At 30.7% G+C, this 18,008-nt stretch carries 17 protein-coding genes and 1 other annotated feature; of the genes, 13 read left to right on the forward strand and 4 right to left on the reverse strand.

Annotation, left to right across the window (positions count from 1 at the left end):
- Positions 1-114: 114 nt before the first annotated feature.
- Positions 115-1,410 (reverse strand): ABC-2 transporter permease, encoded by a 1,296-nt coding sequence (locus ACWJKE_RS02970; RefSeq protein WP_216302798.1) that lies wholly within the window; start codon positions 1,408-1,410, stop codon positions 115-117.
- A gap of 135 nt (positions 1,411-1,545) precedes the next feature.
- On the opposite strand from ACWJKE_RS02970, the gene ACWJKE_RS02975 reads away from it, so the two are divergent.
- The 3 genes from ACWJKE_RS02975 (at position 1,546) to ACWJKE_RS02985 (ending at position 3,918) form a co-directional block, all read left to right on the forward strand.
- A complete protein-coding gene (locus ACWJKE_RS02975; protein WP_216302799.1) occupies positions 1,546-1,947 on the forward strand; it encodes a hypothetical protein in 402 nt (133 codons plus the stop codon).
- 199 nt (positions 1,948-2,146) lie between these two features.
- The gene (locus ACWJKE_RS02980) at positions 2,147-2,911 is read left to right on the forward strand and encodes a histidinol phosphate phosphatase (protein WP_220286575.1); all 765 of its coding nucleotides are present in this window, start codon (positions 2,147-2,149) and stop codon (positions 2,909-2,911) included.
- A 98-nt stretch (positions 2,912-3,009) separates the two neighbouring features.
- On the forward strand, positions 3,010-3,918 hold the full coding sequence (locus tag ACWJKE_RS02985) for an AEC family transporter (RefSeq protein WP_216302801.1): 909 nt from the start codon (positions 3,010-3,012) through the stop codon (positions 3,916-3,918).
- Positions 3,919-4,035: 117 nt separating this feature from the next.
- Here the strand turns inward: ACWJKE_RS02985 and ACWJKE_RS02990 are convergent, their stop codons facing one another.
- Positions 4,036-5,385 (reverse strand): aminotransferase class V-fold PLP-dependent enzyme, encoded by a 1,350-nt coding sequence (locus ACWJKE_RS02990; protein ID WP_165412754.1) that lies wholly within the window; start codon positions 5,383-5,385, stop codon positions 4,036-4,038.
- A 187-nt stretch (positions 5,386-5,572) separates the two neighbouring features.
- Positions 5,573-6,889, reverse strand: coding sequence for a histidine--tRNA ligase (gene hisS, locus ACWJKE_RS02995; protein ID WP_220320208.1), 1,317 nt, complete (start codon positions 6,887-6,889; stop codon positions 5,573-5,575).
- 340 nt (positions 6,890-7,229) lie between these two features.
- Here hisS and ACWJKE_RS03000 point away from each other — a divergent pair, with 340 nt between their 5' ends.
- The 5 genes from ACWJKE_RS03000 (at position 7,230) to nifU (ACWJKE_RS03020) (ending at position 10,925) form a co-directional block, all read left to right on the forward strand.
- Complete coding sequence (locus tag ACWJKE_RS03000) at positions 7,230-7,670, forward strand: RrF2 family transcriptional regulator (RefSeq protein ID WP_165412752.1); 441 nt, start codon at positions 7,230-7,232, stop codon at positions 7,668-7,670.
- Positions 7,663-8,847 carry a cysteine desulfurase NifS gene (nifS, locus tag ACWJKE_RS03005; protein WP_216302804.1) on the forward strand — a complete coding sequence of 395 codons (1,185 nt, stop codon included), beginning with the start codon at positions 7,663-7,665 and terminating at the stop codon, positions 8,845-8,847. The genes ACWJKE_RS03000 and nifS overlap by 8 nt, the downstream gene beginning before the upstream one ends.
- A 1-nt stretch (position 8,848) precedes the next feature.
- A complete protein-coding gene (nifU, locus tag ACWJKE_RS03010; RefSeq protein WP_165412750.1) occupies positions 8,849-9,277 on the forward strand; it encodes a Fe-S cluster assembly scaffold protein NifU in 429 nt (142 codons plus the stop codon).
- Positions 9,278-9,287: 10 nt separating this feature from the next.
- Positions 9,288-10,364 (forward strand): tRNA 2-thiouridine(34) synthase MnmA, encoded by a 1,077-nt coding sequence (mnmA, locus tag ACWJKE_RS03015; RefSeq protein ID WP_165412749.1) that lies wholly within the window; start codon positions 9,288-9,290, stop codon positions 10,362-10,364.
- Positions 10,365-10,529: 165 nt separating this feature from the next.
- Entirely contained in the window at positions 10,530-10,925 is a 396-nt protein-coding gene (gene nifU / locus ACWJKE_RS03020) for a Fe-S cluster assembly scaffold protein NifU (RefSeq protein WP_187351419.1), read from the forward strand.
- 73 nt (positions 10,926-10,998) lie between these two features.
- Here nifU (ACWJKE_RS03020) and nagZ read toward each other — a convergent pair whose 3' ends face one another.
- The gene (gene nagZ / locus ACWJKE_RS03025) at positions 10,999-12,219 is read right to left on the reverse strand and encodes a beta-N-acetylhexosaminidase (RefSeq protein ID WP_165412747.1); all 1,221 of its coding nucleotides are present in this window, start codon (positions 12,217-12,219) and stop codon (positions 10,999-11,001) included.
- Positions 12,220-12,472: 253 nt separating this feature from the next.
- Here nagZ and ACWJKE_RS03030 point away from each other — a divergent pair, with 253 nt between their 5' ends.
- From ACWJKE_RS03030 to ruvX, 5 genes are all read left to right on the forward strand, one after another.
- On the forward strand, positions 12,473-12,979 hold the full coding sequence (locus tag ACWJKE_RS03030) for a PRC-barrel domain-containing protein (RefSeq protein ID WP_165412746.1): 507 nt from the start codon (positions 12,473-12,475) through the stop codon (positions 12,977-12,979).
- Positions 12,966-13,994 carry an AI-2E family transporter gene (locus tag ACWJKE_RS03035; RefSeq protein WP_165412745.1) on the forward strand — a complete coding sequence of 343 codons (1,029 nt, stop codon included), beginning with the start codon at positions 12,966-12,968 and terminating at the stop codon, positions 13,992-13,994. Before ACWJKE_RS03030 ends, ACWJKE_RS03035 begins: the two co-directional genes overlap by 14 nt.
- 80 nt (positions 13,995-14,074) lie before the next feature.
- Positions 14,075-14,268: a binding site (T-box leader), on the forward strand.
- Between the two features lie 120 nt (positions 14,269-14,388).
- Positions 14,389-17,034 (forward strand): alanine--tRNA ligase, encoded by a 2,646-nt coding sequence (gene alaS / locus ACWJKE_RS03040; RefSeq protein ID WP_216302805.1) that lies wholly within the window; start codon positions 14,389-14,391, stop codon positions 17,032-17,034.
- 183 nt (positions 17,035-17,217) lie between these two features.
- A complete protein-coding gene (locus tag ACWJKE_RS03045; RefSeq protein ID WP_165412743.1) occupies positions 17,218-17,475 on the forward strand; it encodes an IreB family regulatory phosphoprotein in 258 nt (85 codons plus the stop codon).
- 76 nt (positions 17,476-17,551) lie between these two features.
- Positions 17,552-17,971: a Holliday junction resolvase RuvX gene (gene ruvX, locus ACWJKE_RS03050; RefSeq protein WP_165412742.1), complete on the forward strand. Its 420-nt coding sequence runs from the start codon at positions 17,552-17,554 to the stop codon at positions 17,969-17,971.
- Positions 17,972-18,008 lie beyond the last annotated feature (37 nt).

Here is an 18,008-nt window from a genome sequence, read left to right on the forward strand (position 1 = left end):
GTAGAGAAGGGCATCTGCTTATTGGCAGGTGCCCTTTATTAAAATATGGCAGTAGAAATATTAACTCCATTATACATTACTATTGATTACTTTTATATTTTAGTTTCTGTGATTTTACACATTTATATCTTGGGTTTCAGCGTCGTTCACAGCAGTATCGTTAACTATTAATACTGATTCACAACTATTACAGATTTCAGAAGTCTCACTATTAAGTGCGGTGCAATTTGGGCATCTTATCATGATTTTAATTCCGTTTGCAGATTGAGGTGATGTGTTAGTATTATGGTTAGTGTGATTTCGCTTTTGAAATAAATTTTGTAGTTTATTCTTTAATAAAATCCCCTCGTCTGATTTTAAAAGGTGCTTTATTGATTCAAATGCAATATATCCTATAATTGCCGTGTCTATTAATTCATAAGGAGTACTATATTTGGAATGCTGTATTTTTGGCAAAGAGCTAGCTAACATGATTAATTTCGAGATAGTAATAACTACAAATGATAGAGAAAGAGCAATGTACTTTTTATTTATAAAGCACAAGGCACCTACAAGCAATAATATTGTTACGCTACTGTTAATCCATATAAAGTCAGTGAAAATGGATATTGCAATGGATATAAAACTTACAAAATATAAAATGAAATCTATAAATGGCATAATAGTTTTTAAGACTTTAAAGGAATAAAGCACTTCAAGAAGATTTTGACAAACTTCATCAAAAGTTACCCCAGTTGCTTCTTTTGCCACAAGGGAATTATCCATTTCTATTATGTTTTTTATATTCGAAGAGAAAGTATTTCCTAGTGGAAGACTTTTAGGCTGCGATGAGTTAATTTTTGAGAAGCATGAATTTGAATTAGTCGCGTTTTTGTGTAAAGTTAATTGTACCAATACTCCAACTATAGAAATGGCTACACTAAGAAGTATATTAGCTAAATCACTATCTGCTTTAAGTATTATAAGTAAACTCATGCCAGCCGCGAAGCCACCTGAAACACTGGTGGAGAGAATAATTACAGTTTTTACAAAAAATATACTTAAAATACCTACCACTAATGATGTAAATATTGATAATGCAATACTTTGTGTCAGCATATAAGCTAATAAAAATCCCATAAGACCACAAAGAGTAAAAACTCCTACATTATATATCTTTAATGATATAAAAGCTCCTCCTATAGCGAATAGCAATCCGAAAAATATCCCCGCTCCTAAGCTTCCTATAATAAATACGCTGACTAATCCCCCTAGCATACCAAATATTAAAAATCCAAAAACAGCAATCCAAAATTTTAATATCTTATACCCTAGGAAACATTGTAAAATTCCAAAAATAAATAATGTGATAGCAATAAGTTTAATAGATTGGCCAGACGTAGAGCTAAATTGATCTAAAATTTCAATCATTTACATGATCCTCCCATTATAATTTTATTGTTCCTGCAAATGAAATTATAACATATATTTACAAATTATAAAATATTTTACTGAAATATATAATTAAGAATATGGGCATCTTAATATATAAGAAGAGGTGGAGTTATGAAAATTAAGATAGCATGTGTTTTATTAATAGGTATGTGTATGATAGGGTGCAATCGTACTACTGAGGTAGCAACAATGGTAGAAGATTTAAATATGTCACAAAAACAATCTGTAATATCTCAAAGTCAATTAAAAATTATAAGTGAGGTATCAGTTGTTAAGCGTGGAGAAACAGGTGTTATAACAATACAAGGAACACCGAATACATTATACAACATAAAGACTTCTTATAAATTAGCAAATAAAACAGTCTCTGTCATTCAATGGCGTACTACTGATGGTACAGGGGTTACTACATTTGATTGGGTTGTTAGCATGGGAACTATGGCTGGAACATATGATGCCACAATCTCTGGTGGAGGAGATACATTAAAAACGAATCATAGAGTTAAAGGGTAAAGTTTTTATTGTAGATTATTAAAATTTAAATAGTCATAAGAAGACGAAGGGATTACATTTTATAATCCCTTTTTTTAGTGCATAATCTCAGGAGATGATTTAACTGAAAATTATATATTTATAAACTATGATATAATTAAATAGATAAAAGTAAATAATAGCTTTTACATTATATATAGGAATACTAGGAGGATGGCTTATGATTGACTCACATATACATACAGAATTTTCTTCAGACTCCCAAATGAAGATTCAGGATGCTCTAGAGCATTCGAGGAAAAATGGAATAGGAATGACTATTACAGAGCATCTAGATTTGAAATTTCCAACAGGAACAGGTTTTGTTTTTGATATAAATAAATATCTTAATGATTATGAAAAGTATAGAAGTAGCAAGTTTATGCTTGGGATTGAAATAGGTATGCAACTAATCTGCCTAGAGGAAAATAGAGAAATAGCTCGTAAATATCCTTTTGACTATATAATTGGATCTATACATGTAGCCAAAGGAGAAGATGTTTTCAATCCGAAATTTTATGAAGGTAAAACTAAAAAAGAAGCTTTTGAGCAATATTTTTCAAGTATGATTGATTGCATAAAACAGTACGACTTTATTGATAGTTTAGGACATATTGACTATATATCTAGATATGCCACTTTCAATGATAAGGAAATACATTATCATGAATTTAATCAATATATAAATGACGTTTTAAAAGCTATAGTAAATAATGGAAAAATAATGGAAATCAATACTAGAAGATTAGGAAATAAGGAAGCATATATTAATTTGCTTAATATTTATAAAGCATACAACCAAATAGGAGGAAAATATGTAACCATAGGATCAGATGCTCATCATGCAGAGGATATTGGGAAAAGATTCTTAGAAGCTACTAGGATATGCGAGATATGTAACCTCAAGCCGGTGTATTTTAAAAAAAGAAAAATGGAATACATTTAAATGCGAAAAAGTATAATTTTAATGAATAGTTGATAAGTGTCCCCCTTTATTTGGTTAATAGTAAATTACTGATATGTTTTGAACTAAGGAGGACAAAAATGAAAAATAGCCAATTAATTAATCAAGTTATCGCATTGTTCTTTGTTATGGCGGTAGGTTTTTATGCTAAGAAAAAGAAGTTTCTTAATAAGGCAGTTGATAAAGGTCTATCGGAATTATTATTGAATATAACTTTGCCATTTATGATAGTTACATCATTTAATATTAAATATGAAGCAGAGATGGTTAATAATGCCCAAAAGATTTTAATATATTCTTTTTTAATACACATAAGTTTAATATTTATTAGTAAGATATTTTTCGTTAAGCTTCCTAAAAACAAACAGCAAGTATTTAGGTTCATAACAATTTTTTCTAATACGGGGTTTATGGGTTATCCAGTGCTTGAAAGCATTTATGGAGGAAAGGGCATTTTTTATGCAGCAATTTTCAATATTGCATTTAACATTTTAGTGTGGACAGTAGGGATAACGCTATACACTGGCGAAAAAGATTTTAAATCAATGAGGAAAGAAGTGGTAAATCCAGCGCTTATAGCAGTAATTATTGGCATAATTTTATTCGCTTTTTCAATAAGATTACCTGTGCCTATTGAAGCTTCGCTAAAACTAGTTGGAGTTACCACAACACCAATATCTATGATAATTATTGGCTCAATGCTTGCGGAAATGCAATTTAAGAATATCTTTTCTGATTTTTCTATATACTATGCTACAGTAGTTAGACTTTTAATAGTTCCAATGATCGTTTACGTAGTGTTAAAATTTTCAAAGGTAGATGAATTGTTACTTAACATATGTGTTATACTGCAAGCAATGCCGGCAGCGGTAATAACTGGAATAATGGCTGAAAAATACGGTGGAGATGGGTTGCTAGCATCACAGTGCGTATTTATAACTACAATAATTTCTGGGATAACTATACCTATAGTAATATTATTTTTATAGGGTAAATAAAAACAAAATTAAGAAGAGACAAGCTCCGCATAATGAGACTTGTCTTTTTGTAATTTCAGATAAAACTAAAGTATATTATTTTTAATTACCGGTAAATGAGTTTAGAAGTTATACATCAAAAAGGGTTTTTTTCATATTTTCATATTTGGTAACATAAAAATTTTTGTTTAATGAAATTTTCTTTAGAGCATAAGCTAGGGTATCAATTTCTGAGTAAGTGTTATACAGTCCAAAACTGATTCTAACCATTCCAGGACGGCATAAATCAGGATTTGTTATGAGATTAAGTGTAAACTCATTAGAAATATTCAATAGCTTAGCAAGGTATGGCTGAGCACAAAAACACCCACTTCTCACTGAAATACCCCATTCATAGGAAAGTATTTTTGCAACTAAGGCGTGGTGAATTCCGCAAATATTAAAGGGGATTATGCTAACCCGGTCAACTCCTTTAGAAGTATCACAATAGATTTTTAAGTTTGGAATATTTTTCATTTTCAAAATAGCGTATGCGGTCAATTTTTTTTCAATACATTCCACGTTGTCCATACCAATTTTATTCAATGTTTTAATGGCAGATGCTAGAGCTATAGATCCTATAACATTGGGGGAACCAGCCTCATGCCTTTGAGGAGAGTCATCCCATTTTATAAAATCATGAGTAACAATATCTACTGTGCCACCGCCTACTAAATCGGGCTCACATTTATCTAAGAAATTTTTAGGACCGATTAATACACCGGTGCCAAAAGGGGCATACATTTTATGAGCAGAGAATATTAAAAAATCTATATTATATTCTGAATTCTTATTACTCATAATAAAAGGAGCGTGGGGTATTAATTGTGCACCGTCCACAAGTAGTTTTGAACCAAATTTATGAACTAATTTAGCGATAGCATAAATAGGGTTTTTATATCCAGTTACATTTGAAGCACCTGTAATTGTAACTAATTTTATATGATTATTATATTTATTTAACTTAGATTCTAAATCATCTAAGGACAAGCGACCATCCGCATCTACGGATATATAATCGATAATAAATTTATCTCTCCAAGGTAGGTCGTTTGAGTGATGCTCCATATCCGTTGTTAGAATAACATTTTTTTCATATGGATCGTATAATAGGGTGGAAAGCTTGTTAAAGGCTTCTGTGGAATTTTTAACATAAATGACTGTATTATTAAAATCAGCATTAACAAATTTGCTGACGATATTTCTAGAATCGTCATATAATCTAGTAGTTAGTTGAGACTTATACCCTTCACCACGGTGAATGGAGGAATACCACGGAGCAAAATCAATAATATCTTCCATGACAGATTTAAAGGGAGGTGTAGTTGCTGCATTATCAAAATTAATTGCAGTAACATTTTTTCCGGATATAAGGGGTACCTTTTTGTTTATGCCAAGTATCAAACCCCTGTAGCTTGGACTATTATCTTTACTAGACATATAATCCTCCTCGTAAAATTATTTACAGTATATAGTATTAGTCTTACGAAGAAAAGGTGACTAAAAAAAGAGAAAACTTCAGGAGGAGCTATTGCAGCTTTGTAGGTAATGATTTAAAGTCTACGATCGTTTCATAAAAAAAGTAATATATTTTGCGAAAATATATTACTTTTTGTGAGTTAATGATTTATATATTAACTATTTTATGAGCACCATCAAAATCAGAAGTTATTTGCTCACCAGTGAGCATATTCTTTATAGTAACAGTTTTATTTTGAGCTTCCGTTTCACCGATTAAAAGTACAAAAGGGATGTTTAGTTTATTTGCATAACCAAGCTTCTTTACAAGTTTAGTATCCTCAAGGTATATTTCTGTGATTACGCCCTTATCTCTTAACGCATTTGCAAGAGAAATTCCATAATCAATATTATTATCTAATGGTATTACTAGTGCTTTTGTTATTGAAGAGGTAGTGCTATTTTTAAAGAATCCAACTTCATTTAATTGATAAAATAATCTAGTAAGACCAATTGATATCCCTACTCCTGGTAGTTTTTGTTTTGTATAATACCCTGCTAAATCATCATAGCGTCCACCTGAGCATACAGATCCTATAGAAGGGTATTCGTTTAAAAATGTTTCATAAACAGTGCCTGTGTAATAATCGAGGCCTCTGGATATTTTTAAATCTATTTTAAAATTATCATCAGGAACTCCAAATAATTTAATGTATTTAGTAACTGTTGAAAGTTCACATACACCGTCTTTAAAGTTTGAATTAGAAATGTTTAAATTCTTTAATAATAATAAAATATCATCGTTGCTTCCACTGATATTAATGAATTCAAGAATTTTTTCTACGACTTCTTTACTTAAACCACTATTTAAGAGTTCCTCGGTTGCGGTTGTTACTCCAATTTTATCTATTTTATCAATAGTCTTTAAAACCTCAGATTTATCTTGGATTTCTAAAGATTCAAAAAAACCATTTAATAACTTTCTATTGTTTATTTTTATTGTGAAACTCTTAAATCCAAGATTGTTGAATATTGAATAAATAATGCTAGGTATTTCAGCATCATTCAAAATACTTAAACTGTTGCTTCCAACAATATCAATATCGCATTGGTAAAATTCACGGAAACGTCCTTTTTGATTTCTCTCTCCTCTATATACCTTACCGATTTGGTATCTTCTAAATGGGAAAGTTAAAGAACTAAAATTTTGAGCCACATATCTCGCGAGTGGCACTGTTAAATCAAATCTAAGGGATAAATCATTACTACCCTTTAAAAATCTATAAATTTGTTTTTCGGTTTCTCCGCCTCCCTTTGCTAGGAGTATTTCTGATTTCTCTATTACTGGTGTGTCTATGGGCATAAACCCAAAGCTCTCATATGTTTCCCTTATTGTATCTGCTAATTTGTTGAATTGAATTTGATCTGCTGGCAGTAACTCCATGAAGCCAGGTAAAATTGATGGTTTTACAATTTCATTTTTCATTTTTAATACCTCCTATAAAAATATAAAAAACCCCACGCAAGTGATGTACCTACGTGGGTGATATTCTTCCAAAGCTTTTTTTAAATTATACTATATATAATTAAATACTTCAAGGATGAATATGAACTTTTTTAGTTATAAGATTAAATACGTCTCATAATATATAAATTTGAGCATTATGGATATATATATGGATTATTAATGAATAATTCAATGATTTAGCTTATAAATAGGAATAATAATGAAAAATTGAGTTATTTATAGTTGACAACATTACTAGGATTTGATATTATTATTTTAGAAAGTATAGCAAAACACTCTACTTTGAAGGAGTGATTAAATGAAATTATCTACTAAGGGAAGATATGGGGTTAAAGCCATGGTGGATTTATCAATAAATTATGGAGAACAACCTGTATCTATAAAAAGCATATCAGAAAGACAAAATATTTCTGAATATTATTTAGAACAATTATTTTCATCACTAAGGCGCGCTAAACTTATTAAAAGTATAAGGGGAGCTCAGGGTGGATACATACTAAATAGAAAACCAGAGGAAATAACTATACAAGACGTCCTTGATGTACTTGAAGGTCCAATTGAGGTGTCAAATTGTTTAGAAGACGGAGCATGCAATAATATTGATTGTTGTGCTACTAGATTATTATGGAAGAAATTAAAAAATAGTATAGATAGTGTAACGTCATCAATAACTTTAAAAGATATTGTAGATGATTACAATGAAATTACATTAATTAAAGGAGTGAAAGATAATGAATAAATCAATTTACATGGACCACGCTGCAACCACTTATACTAAACCAGAAGTTTTGGACGCGATGATTCCTTATTTTACAAAATACTTTGGAAATCCTTCATCAATTTACTCTTTGTCAAGAGAAACTAAAAAAGCTATTGATGTCGCAAGAGACAAGGTGGCAAAAGCGCTAAACGCCAGCGAAAATGAAATTTACTTTACTGGTGGAGGTTCTGAAGCAGATAACTGGGCAATAAAGGGGATAGCTTCTGCTTATAAGCAAAAGGGAAATCATATAATAACAACAACAATTGAACATCATGCAGTATTACATACTTGCGAATATTTAGCTAAGAATGGATTTGAAATTACATATTTACCAGTTGACGAATACGGATTTATTAGCATTAAAGATTTAGAAAATGCTATTACAGATAAAACTATTCTAGTATCTGTAATGTTCGCTAACAATGAAATTGGAACAATAGAACCAATAAAAGAAATAGGCGCATTATGTAGAAGTAAAAAAATACTTTTTCATACGGATGCAGTTCAAGCAGTAGGCCATATTCCAGTTGATGTAAAAGAAATGAATATAGATTTATTATCCCTTGCTGGTCATAAATTTTATGGACCTAAGGGCATAGGAGCTTTATATGTAAGAAAAGGAATTAAAATAGATAATTTAATACATGGTGGTGGACAAGAAAGAAATAGAAGAGCAGGTACTGAAAATGTAGCTAGCATAGTGGGAATTGGTAAAGCTCTTGAACTAGCTGTAGAAAACATGGTAGAAAATAATAAAAAGCTAGTGTATTTAAGAGATAAGCTTATGAATGGATTATTAGAAGTACCTTACACAAGATTAAATGGACCAATAGGAGCAAAAAGGCTCCCAGGTAATTCGAATATATGTTTTAGATTTATAGAAGGTGAATCTATATTATTGATGTTAGATGCAAAAGGCATTGCAGCGTCAAGTGGAAGCGCATGTACATCGGGTTCCTTAGACCCATCTCACGTGTTACTTGCAATAGGCCTTAAGCATGAGATAGCACATGGATCCTTAAGATTAACATTAGGTGATGCTACCACAGAGGAAGAAGTAGATTTTGCATTAGAAACAATACCAAAAATAATCCAAAGATTAAGAGATATGTCCCCGCTATGGGATGACTACTTAAAGAAAGGGGAAAATTAATATGATGTACAGTGAAAAAGTTATGGACCATTTTACTAACCCAAGAAATGTAGGAGAAATTCAAAATGCTAGTGGAATTGGTGAGGTTGGTAACGCTAGATGTGGAGATATTATGAAAGTTTATTTAAAAGTAGAAGAAAATATAGTAGTAGATGCAAAGTTTAAAACTTTTGGTTGTGGATCAGCTATAGCATCTTCAAGTATGGCAACAGAGCTTATTAAAGGTAAATCTGTAGATGATGCATGGACACTTACAAATTTAGCTGTGGCTGAAGCGTTAGATGGACTTCCAGCAATAAAAATGCATTGCTCAGTACTTGCTGAAGAAGCTATTCACAAAGCAATTAATGATTATAGAAGTAAGGCTGGACTTGAAGTATGGGATTTCGTAGAACATGACGATATACATGGTGAAGTACACGGAGAATAGGTGATATTAAATGAAGAAAAAAGTAGTTATCGGAATGAGTGGTGGAGTAGATAGTTCCGTAGCTGCATATCTTTTGAAAGAGCAAGGATATGAAGTTATAGGAATTATGATGAAGCTATCACCAGATAATCAGGATTATGAAGAAAATGAAGGCGGATGTTGTTCTATTTCTGCAGCAAATGACGCAAGGCGCGTTGCAGACGTACTAGATATACCCTTTTATGTTATGAATTTTAAGGATGTTTTTAAGACAAATGTTATTGATAACTTTATTGATGAATATATGGAAGGTAGAACGCCTAATCCATGTATTGTATGTAATAAGATGATTAAATTCGAAGAATTTTTAAGAAAAGCGAAGGCGCTTGGGGCTGATTATATAGCTACAGGTCACTATGCTAAAATTGAAAAACAAGACGATCGATATATTCTTAGAAAATCAGAAGATGATAGAAAAGATCAAACTTATGCATTGTATACATTAACTCAAGAGCAATTAAGTCACACTTTAATGCCCTGTGGAGATTATGCTAAACCAGAAATACGAAATATTGCAGAGCGAATTGGACTAGAGGTTTTTAAAAAAAGGGACAGCCAAGAAATTTGCTTTATACCTGATAATGACCATGGAGCTTATATTAAGAAGTATAGTGGTAGAGAAATAAAGCCAGGTAACTTTGTTAATAAGCAAGGGGAAATTATGGGAAGACACAAGGGAATAGTGTATTATACTATAGGACAGCGAAAAGGACTTGGGATAGCGGTAGGTAAGCCTGTTTTTGTTACTGACATTAACCCTCTAACTAATCAAGTAATAATAGGTGATGAGGAGGATATTTTTAAAACTGAGCTTATAGCAAAAGATTTAAATTTCATTCTCTTCGATAAGCTCACCTCAAATTTAAGAGTTTCGGCTAAGATTAGATATTCTGCAAAACCTCAATTAGCTAATTTAATTCCTTTGGAAAATAATAGAGTGAAGGTCGTTTTTGATGAGAAACAAAGAGCTATAACCAAAGGCCAATCAGTAGTTTTCTATTCAGAAAACTTAGTAGTTGGCGGAGGGATAATCGAGGAAATTTTATAGGTGTACTAATTTAGTTTATAATTTAGGCAGAGGGATATTTAGTTAAAAAACTAGGTATCCCTCTGTATTTATAGTGGATAATTGTAACTATTTTAAATAGTGAAATTTCAGCTTTGAAGGTGATAATTTTATTATTTTGTTTATAAAAGGAGGAGCAATATTATGATGTATAGTGATAAGGTTATGGAGCATTTTTATAGTCCAAGAAATATGGGTATATTAGGTGATGCTAACGGTATTGGAGAGGCAGGGGACCCTAATTGCGGGGATATAATGAAAATTTATATAAAGGTTGAGGATAATATAATAACTAGTGTTAAGTTTAAGGCTTTTGGGTGTGGCTCAGCTATTGCATCATCTAGCATTGCGACAGAGCTTATAAAGGGTAAAAACTTAGAGAAGGCATGGGAATTAACCAACAAGTCAGTTATTGAAGCTCTGGAAGGATTACCGGCTTTAAAACAACATTGCTCAGTGCTTGCAGAACAAACTATACATAATGCGATAAATAATTATAGAGAGTCATGCATGCTTGAGCCTTGGAAGAATGATTTAAAATAAATATATTTCAGCTACGCAGGAGATGATTTAATGAAACTTCATTGGTGTTAATCCCATGTAGTTTGATTTTGATTTACTCTTTCAATAAGTTTTCTATTTTATTGTTAATTTCATGAATGTTTATTGAACTTATTGCAGCGTTATTAATAATATATTTTTCTTTGAGTTTCAGTATTCTATATACACTCTCATTTAACCTATTTTCTGATATTACATTATTTTGTACTGCAGCTTTTAGTGAATTAATTACTTTTAGCTCGTTGTCATATTCATGGCATACTAAGATAATGTCACTTCCAGCATTAAATGATTTAACGGCAGCATCGCCAATGTCATTATATTTTGTAATGGCCGCCATGGTCATATCATCAGTAATGACTACACCGCTAAACTTTAAAGTTCCTCTTAATATATCGGTTATAATAACTTTTGACATACTCGCAGGATAAACAGAATCTATTTTATTAAGTAATATATGTGATACCATAATGGCATCCACATTATTCTTTATAGCTTCATTAAAAGGAGTCAGTTCGAAAGCATTAAGTTTTGTTAAATCCTTATTTACTACAGGCAGGCCTACATGGGAATCAACTGAAGTGTCCCCATGGCCAGGAAAGTGTTTTACCACAGGAATTATATTGTTATCTATCATACCTTCCATGGTTTTAATGCCTAGTTTATTAACAATATCAGTGGTACTCCCAAAAGCTCTGTCTCCTATTACAGGATTATTAGGGTTGCTATTTATATCGAGTACTGGAGCAAAATTCATATTAAATCCAAAGGTTTTAAGTTCTTCTGCAATAATTTTCCCAATGTTGTAACTTAAGGCACCATCGTTCTTTTCCCCTATAACTTGATTGGATGGAAGCTTTTTAATTTCATTTGGAATTCGTGATACCCGTCCACCTTCCTCATCTACAGAAATAAATAGAGGCGTTTTGTTTTGTGAATTAGTAGTTTTTAGTGAGTTAATCAGGCTAACTAATTGATTAGAAGTAGCTACATTATTTCTAAATAAAATAAATCCACCAACTTTATGGTCTTTAATCAAATTATTTATATTATTATTCATTGTATAACCATCAAGCCCAACAATTACTAACTGACCAATCTTGTCATCTAAACTCATAGCATCAATCTTGTTTTGAACTACATCAATATTTTCAGGCTTAGGATTAACAACCTCATCCTTAGAATTAATATTAGGGCTAAGGTTAGAATTTGAATTACTACAGCCAGATAAAAATAAACCACCAATTAACAATATACTTATAACTAATTTTTTCATTACAAAATTTCACCACTTTCTTTTAATAAAATTAATAGGGTAAAGAAGTCATTAAAGAGTAAAATTATTATTAAAAATATTATTTAGAGCAAATATAAAAAATAGGGCTAACAGTAATTTAATATAAGAAATTGTAAAATTACAAAATATTAATCTTTAACATTATTTTTAGTATATGTAATAATTCTTAGATTATTTGGAGAATATAACTATAAATAAATAATAATTAAATTTTTTTCATTTAGGAGATAATATGTTTAAAAGCAGAGATTTTATATTTATGAATGTTGTTAGTATGGATGGCAAGAAAATTGGGTTTATCAGAGATTTGTTAATGGATTTTAATAAAGGAAAGGTAATCGGATTTGTAATATCTCCTTATAAACTTTTCCATAAAAATTTAAGTGTATTAAAAGAAGACATCATATATTTTAATAAGCATATGGTAGTTAAAAAAGTAGAGAAAAATAAATATCTATGTTTACATAGCTTTATTAATATGGATGTAATAGATAAATGTAGCAATGTATTTGGTATGGTGGAGGATATTACTTTTTCATGTGATACATTTGAAATAAAAGGAATTATAGTGTCTTCTGGATTTATTACAAATTTACTTAGAGGGAAAAGAATAATGCTAATAAATGAACTAATACTTGGAGAAGAAAATATTCTCTACATTCCCAATTTTGATGAATCATGTTTTAAAAGTATGCCACATAACTTCTTTGTGGAGGGAAAAGCCGATGAAAAAAATTAGCAAAAAGAAGTTAGCTATTACGATTCTCAGTATTATTATTTTTGTAGTTGTACTCTTTATGTTAATAAAAATCCCTATTGTTAAACAATTAATAAATTTAGTCTTTATTTCTTTCATTGTGGCATATATACTAAAACCATTATATATGCTTTTAATTAGAAAAGGAGTAAATAAAAAAGCTTCTGCTTGTTTAATAATAGTCGGTTTATTAAGTTTAGTATTATTAACGTTTATAGTGGTAATTCCATCAATATTTAGAGAAAGTTTAGACATAAATAAGGCAATAAATGATTTGCAAAAATATTTAATTAATGCAAATATGAAAATAAAAGTATTAAATAGAAGCAGAGTCATGAGTAGTATTATGACTACTATATACCAAAAATCAAATGCTCAAATACTTCTAATATTTGATAAAATATTAGATTCTATCATGGGCATCGGTGAGAATATATTAACTTACATGGTTTCGCCTTTAATAGTATATTACTTTTTATGCGATAGTGAAAACATGATAAATAAGGCATTGATAGTTTTTCCACCAGAGAGCAGAAATATAATAAAGAGAATCATAGCGGATATTGATAAAGTATTAGGAAGGTATATTATAAGTCAATTTATCTTATGTGGAATTATAACCATTGCTACATTTTTGATATTAATGTTTATGAAAGTTGATTTTCCTTTGATACTTTCATTGATAAATGGAATTTTTAATATAATACCTTACTTTGGACCTATATTTGGGGTAATACCTATCATTTTAATAGCTCTGCTTGACTCTCCAAAAATAGCTTTATATACAGCGTTGTGGCTATTTGCACTTCAACAAATCGAAGGAAGTATATTGTCACCAAAAATAATTGGAGATAGTATAAGTATGCACCCATTAACAGTAATATTATTGTTGGTTATAGGTGGGAAGGTTGGAGGGATTTTAGGTATGATACTAGCAGTGCCACTAGGAGTAGTGATAAAAGTTATATATGAGGACTTAAACTATTATCTATTCTAGGAATAAGCAATATATTTTTATTTATAATTTGCATATCTTGAAGTATTAAGGTAAAATGTACTATAGTATATATAAGTTAATATCAGGTAATGATAAGAATTAGTAAATATAGTTAGTCATTTAGAGAGGAAGTGGAGGGTGAAAACTTCTTGATAGCCATATTGAAGCTGTCTTTGAACCTTATTTTGTTGAGAGATATTGCAGTGTAATTAATTATTATTAATTATATAGTGATATAATTAGGGTGGTAACGCGGAAAACTTTCGTCCCTTGCTTTAGGGAAGTGAAGGTTTTTTTTTATATTTTAGAAAATTATGAATTTTAAAATTCTATATATAAAATTAGCATAAATAGATCGTGTTAACACAGTCTATAAACAATCGGAGGAGATATTATGGAAAAATTAGGATTAAATGAAATTAGGGAATCGTTTCTAAATTTTTTTGAAGGTAAAGAGCATCTTAGACTAGAAAGTTTTCCTCTAGTACCTAAGAATGACAGCAGTTTATTGCTTGTAAATGCGGGTATGCAACCACTTAAACCATATTTTACAGGAATTAAAACGCCACCTAATACTAGAATAACTAATTGTCAAAAATGTATTAGGACAGGAGATATTGAGAATGTAGGAAAGACATCAAGACATGGCACTTTCTTTGAAATGCTTGGAAATTTTTCTTTTGGTGATTATTTCAAAAAAGAGGTTATACCATGGGCTTGGGAATATGCAACAGAGGTTTTGAAAATACCAAAAGAAAATTTATATATAACTATATATTTAGAGGATGATGAGGCTTTTGATGTATGGATTAAAAATACTGATGTTGATCCTTCACGTATTTTTAGATTAGGAAAAGAAGAAAATTTTTGGGAAATAGGTCAAGGACCTTGTGGACCGAGTTCAGAAATACACTTCGATAGAAATGTAGAACTCGGCCAAATAAAAACGGAAGAAGAGTTTATTAAGGCAGGCAATGAAGATAGAGTAATAGAATTTTGGAATTTAGTGTTCACTCAATTTAATAAGGATGAGCATGGTAACTACAACAAATTAAAAAATCCTAATATAGATACAGGTATGGGTCTCGAGAGAATAGCTGGCATAATGCAAGGCACAGATAGTATATTTGAAGTAGATACTATAAAAAATATTTTAGAAGAAGTTTCAAGAATTTCAGGCGTGAAATGTGGCGATAGCTGTAATGAGTCGATATCTTTAAAAGTTATAACAGACCATGTTAGAAGCACAACCTTTATGATAAGTGATGGTGTACTTCCGTCTAATGAGGGAAGAGGTTATGTTCTTAGGCGACTACTAAGGCGTGCGGCAAGGCATGGTAGGTTAATTGGAATTAAAAATACTTTTTTAAGTGAACTTTGCGATACTGTTATTGAAAACTCCTCTAAAGCATACCCAGAATTAAAAGAAAAATCATCCTATATTAAGAAAGTTATAAAAATTGAAGAGGAAAGATTTTTAGAAACTATAGATTCTGGTATGGATATTTTAAAAGTTTACATAGAAGAGCTTCAAAAAAATAACAATAAAATTTTAGGTGGAGATAAAGCTTTTAAATTATACGATACCTATGGTTTTCCATATGAGCTTACAGAAGAAATACTTAGCGACGCTGGTATAAAAATTGATTTAGAAGGATTTAATGCTGCAATGCAAAGTCAAAAGCAAAGGGCAAGAGCTGCTAGAGTACAGTCAAATTATATGGGCAGTGGAGAAAGTTCAATGAACTTAATTCCTAAAAATATAGAAACAAAATTTGATGGATATGATAAAATACAATTGGAATCTAAGGCTAAATTTTTAATTAGTGGCGAAGAGCATGTTACGGACCTTTCAAAGGGTTCAAAAGGGATTATTGTAACCGAAGATACTCCTTTCTATGCAGAAATGGGAGGGCAAATTGGAGATAAGGGAATAATTTTTAATGATAATTTTAAAGCAAAAGTGTACGATTGCCAAAAAGATATTTCCGGAAAAATAATACATTTTATTGAGGTGTTAGAAGGAATAGTGATAGCAGATGAAATAGTAACTCTTAAGGTTGACGAAGATAGGAGAGCTCAAATTTGTAAAAATCATACTGTAACTCACATGCTACAAGAAACGCTGAAAAGAGTTTTAGGTGATCACGTTCATCAATCAGGTTCTTATGTAAATGAAGATAGATTAAGGTTTGACTTCACTCATTTTTCTGCACTAACTGAGAAAGAGATTGCTAAAGTTGAGAAAATTGTAAATGACAATATTATGAAGGCGTATAAGGTAGAGACTGAGGTTATGACCATTGAGAAAGCTAAGGAAACTGGAGCTATAGCATTATTTGATGAAAAATATCAAGGAGATGTTAGAGTAGTATCTGTAGGAGAGTATAGTAAGGAATTATGTGGCGGTACTCATGTTAGAAATTCAGGCGAAATCGGATTATTTAAAATTTTATCTGAAGCAGGAGTAGCGGCAGGGGTTAGAAGAATTGAAGCTATAACTGGTAGTGAATCTATAAAATATGTAGAAGATAAAAGTAATTTATTAAAATATATTGGAAGTACATTAAAATGTTCAGAAAAAGACATAATAAATAAATTACAAACTCAATTGGTAGAATTAAAATACAAAGAAAAGGAAATAGTATTATTAAAAGAAAAATTAGCCAGTTCTTCAGTAGATGAAATTTTAGAGAATATTAAACAGGTCAAAGGTGTTAAAGTGATTTCGGGAGCTGTAAAAAATATAAACGGAGATGCTTTAAGAGATTTAGCTGATAAACTTCGTAATAAGATTGTTGATGGTGTAGTGGTAATAGGAAGCTGTACAGACGATAAAGTACAATTTGTTGCAATGGCGTCTAAGTCAGCAATAGATAAAGGAATACACTGTGGGAAAATAATTAAAGAAGTTGCTAAAATCGCTGGTGGTGGCGGTGGTGGAAGGCCTGACATGGCAGAGGCAGGTGGAAAACTTCCCGAAAAATTAGATGAAGCAATAACGAATGTATGCTCTATAATTGAAAGATTGGTAAAATAGTATACTTTTTGCAATAGTTGTTTTATAATATAATTAATAATAAGTAATTTAATTATAGTTAGTATGTAATTATGGAACTTATTACAACTGAAAAAATTTACTATATTACCAAATGATTTCCTAGCGTATTCAAATGGGATAAATTTTAGTGTTTAGCGTATGATGAGGAAAGGGGTGTATATAATGGATAATAATCAAAATACAGTCCAATTTGATTTTGTAAAAGATAAAAAAGATTTAACAAAAACTATTTTGACTGACGTATATAATTCACTTATAAAAAAGGGCTATAACCCAGTGAACCAAATGGTAGGATATCTAATTTCAGGAGATCCGACATATATAACGAACTACAATGGAGCAAGAGCGATGGTAAGAAAGCTAGAGAGAGATGAGATATTGGAAGAAGTTTTGAAATCTTATCTAGACATAAAAAAGTAAAATGCCCATAGGGGGCATTTTATTTTTTAAAGTTAATGGTGTACATTAACTAGGCTATTATTAAAGGAGCATTTGGATGAGAATATTAGGGTTAGATATTGGAGACAGAACAATAGGGGTAGCTGTATGCGATCCGTTAGGATTAACAGCACAGGGAATTACAACAATTAAAAGGAAAAGCATAGTTCTAGATATAGAGGAACTTTCTAAAATATGTAAGGAATACAATGTAGAAAGTTTTGTATCAGGCCTCCCTAAAAATATGAATGGAACTATAGGACCACAAGGGGAAAAGGTTCAGCGTTTTTGTGAAAAGCTTAAAGAAACATTAAATTTAGAAGTGAAAATGTGGGATGAAAGATTATCAACAGTAGCTGCTAATAGAGTAATGCTTGAGGGCGATTTATCTAGATCAAAAAGAAAAAAGATTGTAGATAAAATTGCGGCTACATTCATTTTACAAGGATATTTAGATAGTTTAGGCACACATCTATAAAATGAAATTTACAAAAATATGCAACGGGTATTAAGAT

The organism is Clostridium sp. CM036 (assembly GCF_055081135.1).

Bases quoted from the DNA above. Each gene is read 5' to 3' on its own strand.
- ACWJKE_RS02970 (WP_216302798.1), bottom strand. From the start codon at position 1,410: ATGATTGAAATTTTAGATCAATTTAGCTCTACGTCTGGCCAATCTATT.
- ACWJKE_RS02975 (WP_216302799.1), top strand. From the start codon at position 1,546: ATGAAAATTAAGATAGCATGTGTTTTATTAATAGGTATGTGTATGATA.
- ACWJKE_RS02980 (WP_220286575.1), top strand. From the start codon at position 2,147: ATGATTGACTCACATATACATACAGAATTTTCTTCAGACTCCCAAATG.
- ACWJKE_RS02985 (WP_216302801.1), top strand. From the start codon at position 3,010: ATGAAAAATAGCCAATTAATTAATCAAGTTATCGCATTGTTCTTTGTT.
- ACWJKE_RS02990 (WP_165412754.1), bottom strand. From the start codon at position 5,385: ATGTCTAGTAAAGATAATAGTCCAAGCTACAGGGGTTTGATACTTGGC.
- hisS (WP_220320208.1), bottom strand. From the start codon at position 6,889: ATGAAAAATGAAATTGTAAAACCATCAATTTTACCTGGCTTCATGGAG.
- ACWJKE_RS03000 (WP_165412752.1), top strand. From the start codon at position 7,230: ATGAAATTATCTACTAAGGGAAGATATGGGGTTAAAGCCATGGTGGAT.
- nifS (WP_216302804.1), top strand. From the start codon at position 7,663: ATGAATAAATCAATTTACATGGACCACGCTGCAACCACTTATACTAAA.
- nifU (WP_165412750.1), top strand. From the start codon at position 8,849: ATGATGTACAGTGAAAAAGTTATGGACCATTTTACTAACCCAAGAAAT.
- mnmA (WP_165412749.1), top strand. From the start codon at position 9,288: ATGAAGAAAAAAGTAGTTATCGGAATGAGTGGTGGAGTAGATAGTTCC.
- nifU (WP_187351419.1), top strand. From the start codon at position 10,530: ATGTATAGTGATAAGGTTATGGAGCATTTTTATAGTCCAAGAAATATG.
- nagZ (WP_165412747.1), bottom strand. From the start codon at position 12,219: ATGAAAAAATTAGTTATAAGTATATTGTTAATTGGTGGTTTATTTTTA.
- ACWJKE_RS03030 (WP_165412746.1), top strand. From the start codon at position 12,473: ATGTTTAAAAGCAGAGATTTTATATTTATGAATGTTGTTAGTATGGAT.
- ACWJKE_RS03035 (WP_165412745.1), top strand. From the start codon at position 12,966: ATGAAAAAAATTAGCAAAAAGAAGTTAGCTATTACGATTCTCAGTATT.
- alaS (WP_216302805.1), top strand. From the start codon at position 14,389: ATGGAAAAATTAGGATTAAATGAAATTAGGGAATCGTTTCTAAATTTT.
- ACWJKE_RS03045 (WP_165412743.1), top strand. From the start codon at position 17,218: ATGGATAATAATCAAAATACAGTCCAATTTGATTTTGTAAAAGATAAA.
- ruvX (WP_165412742.1), top strand. From the start codon at position 17,552: ATGAGAATATTAGGGTTAGATATTGGAGACAGAACAATAGGGGTAGCT.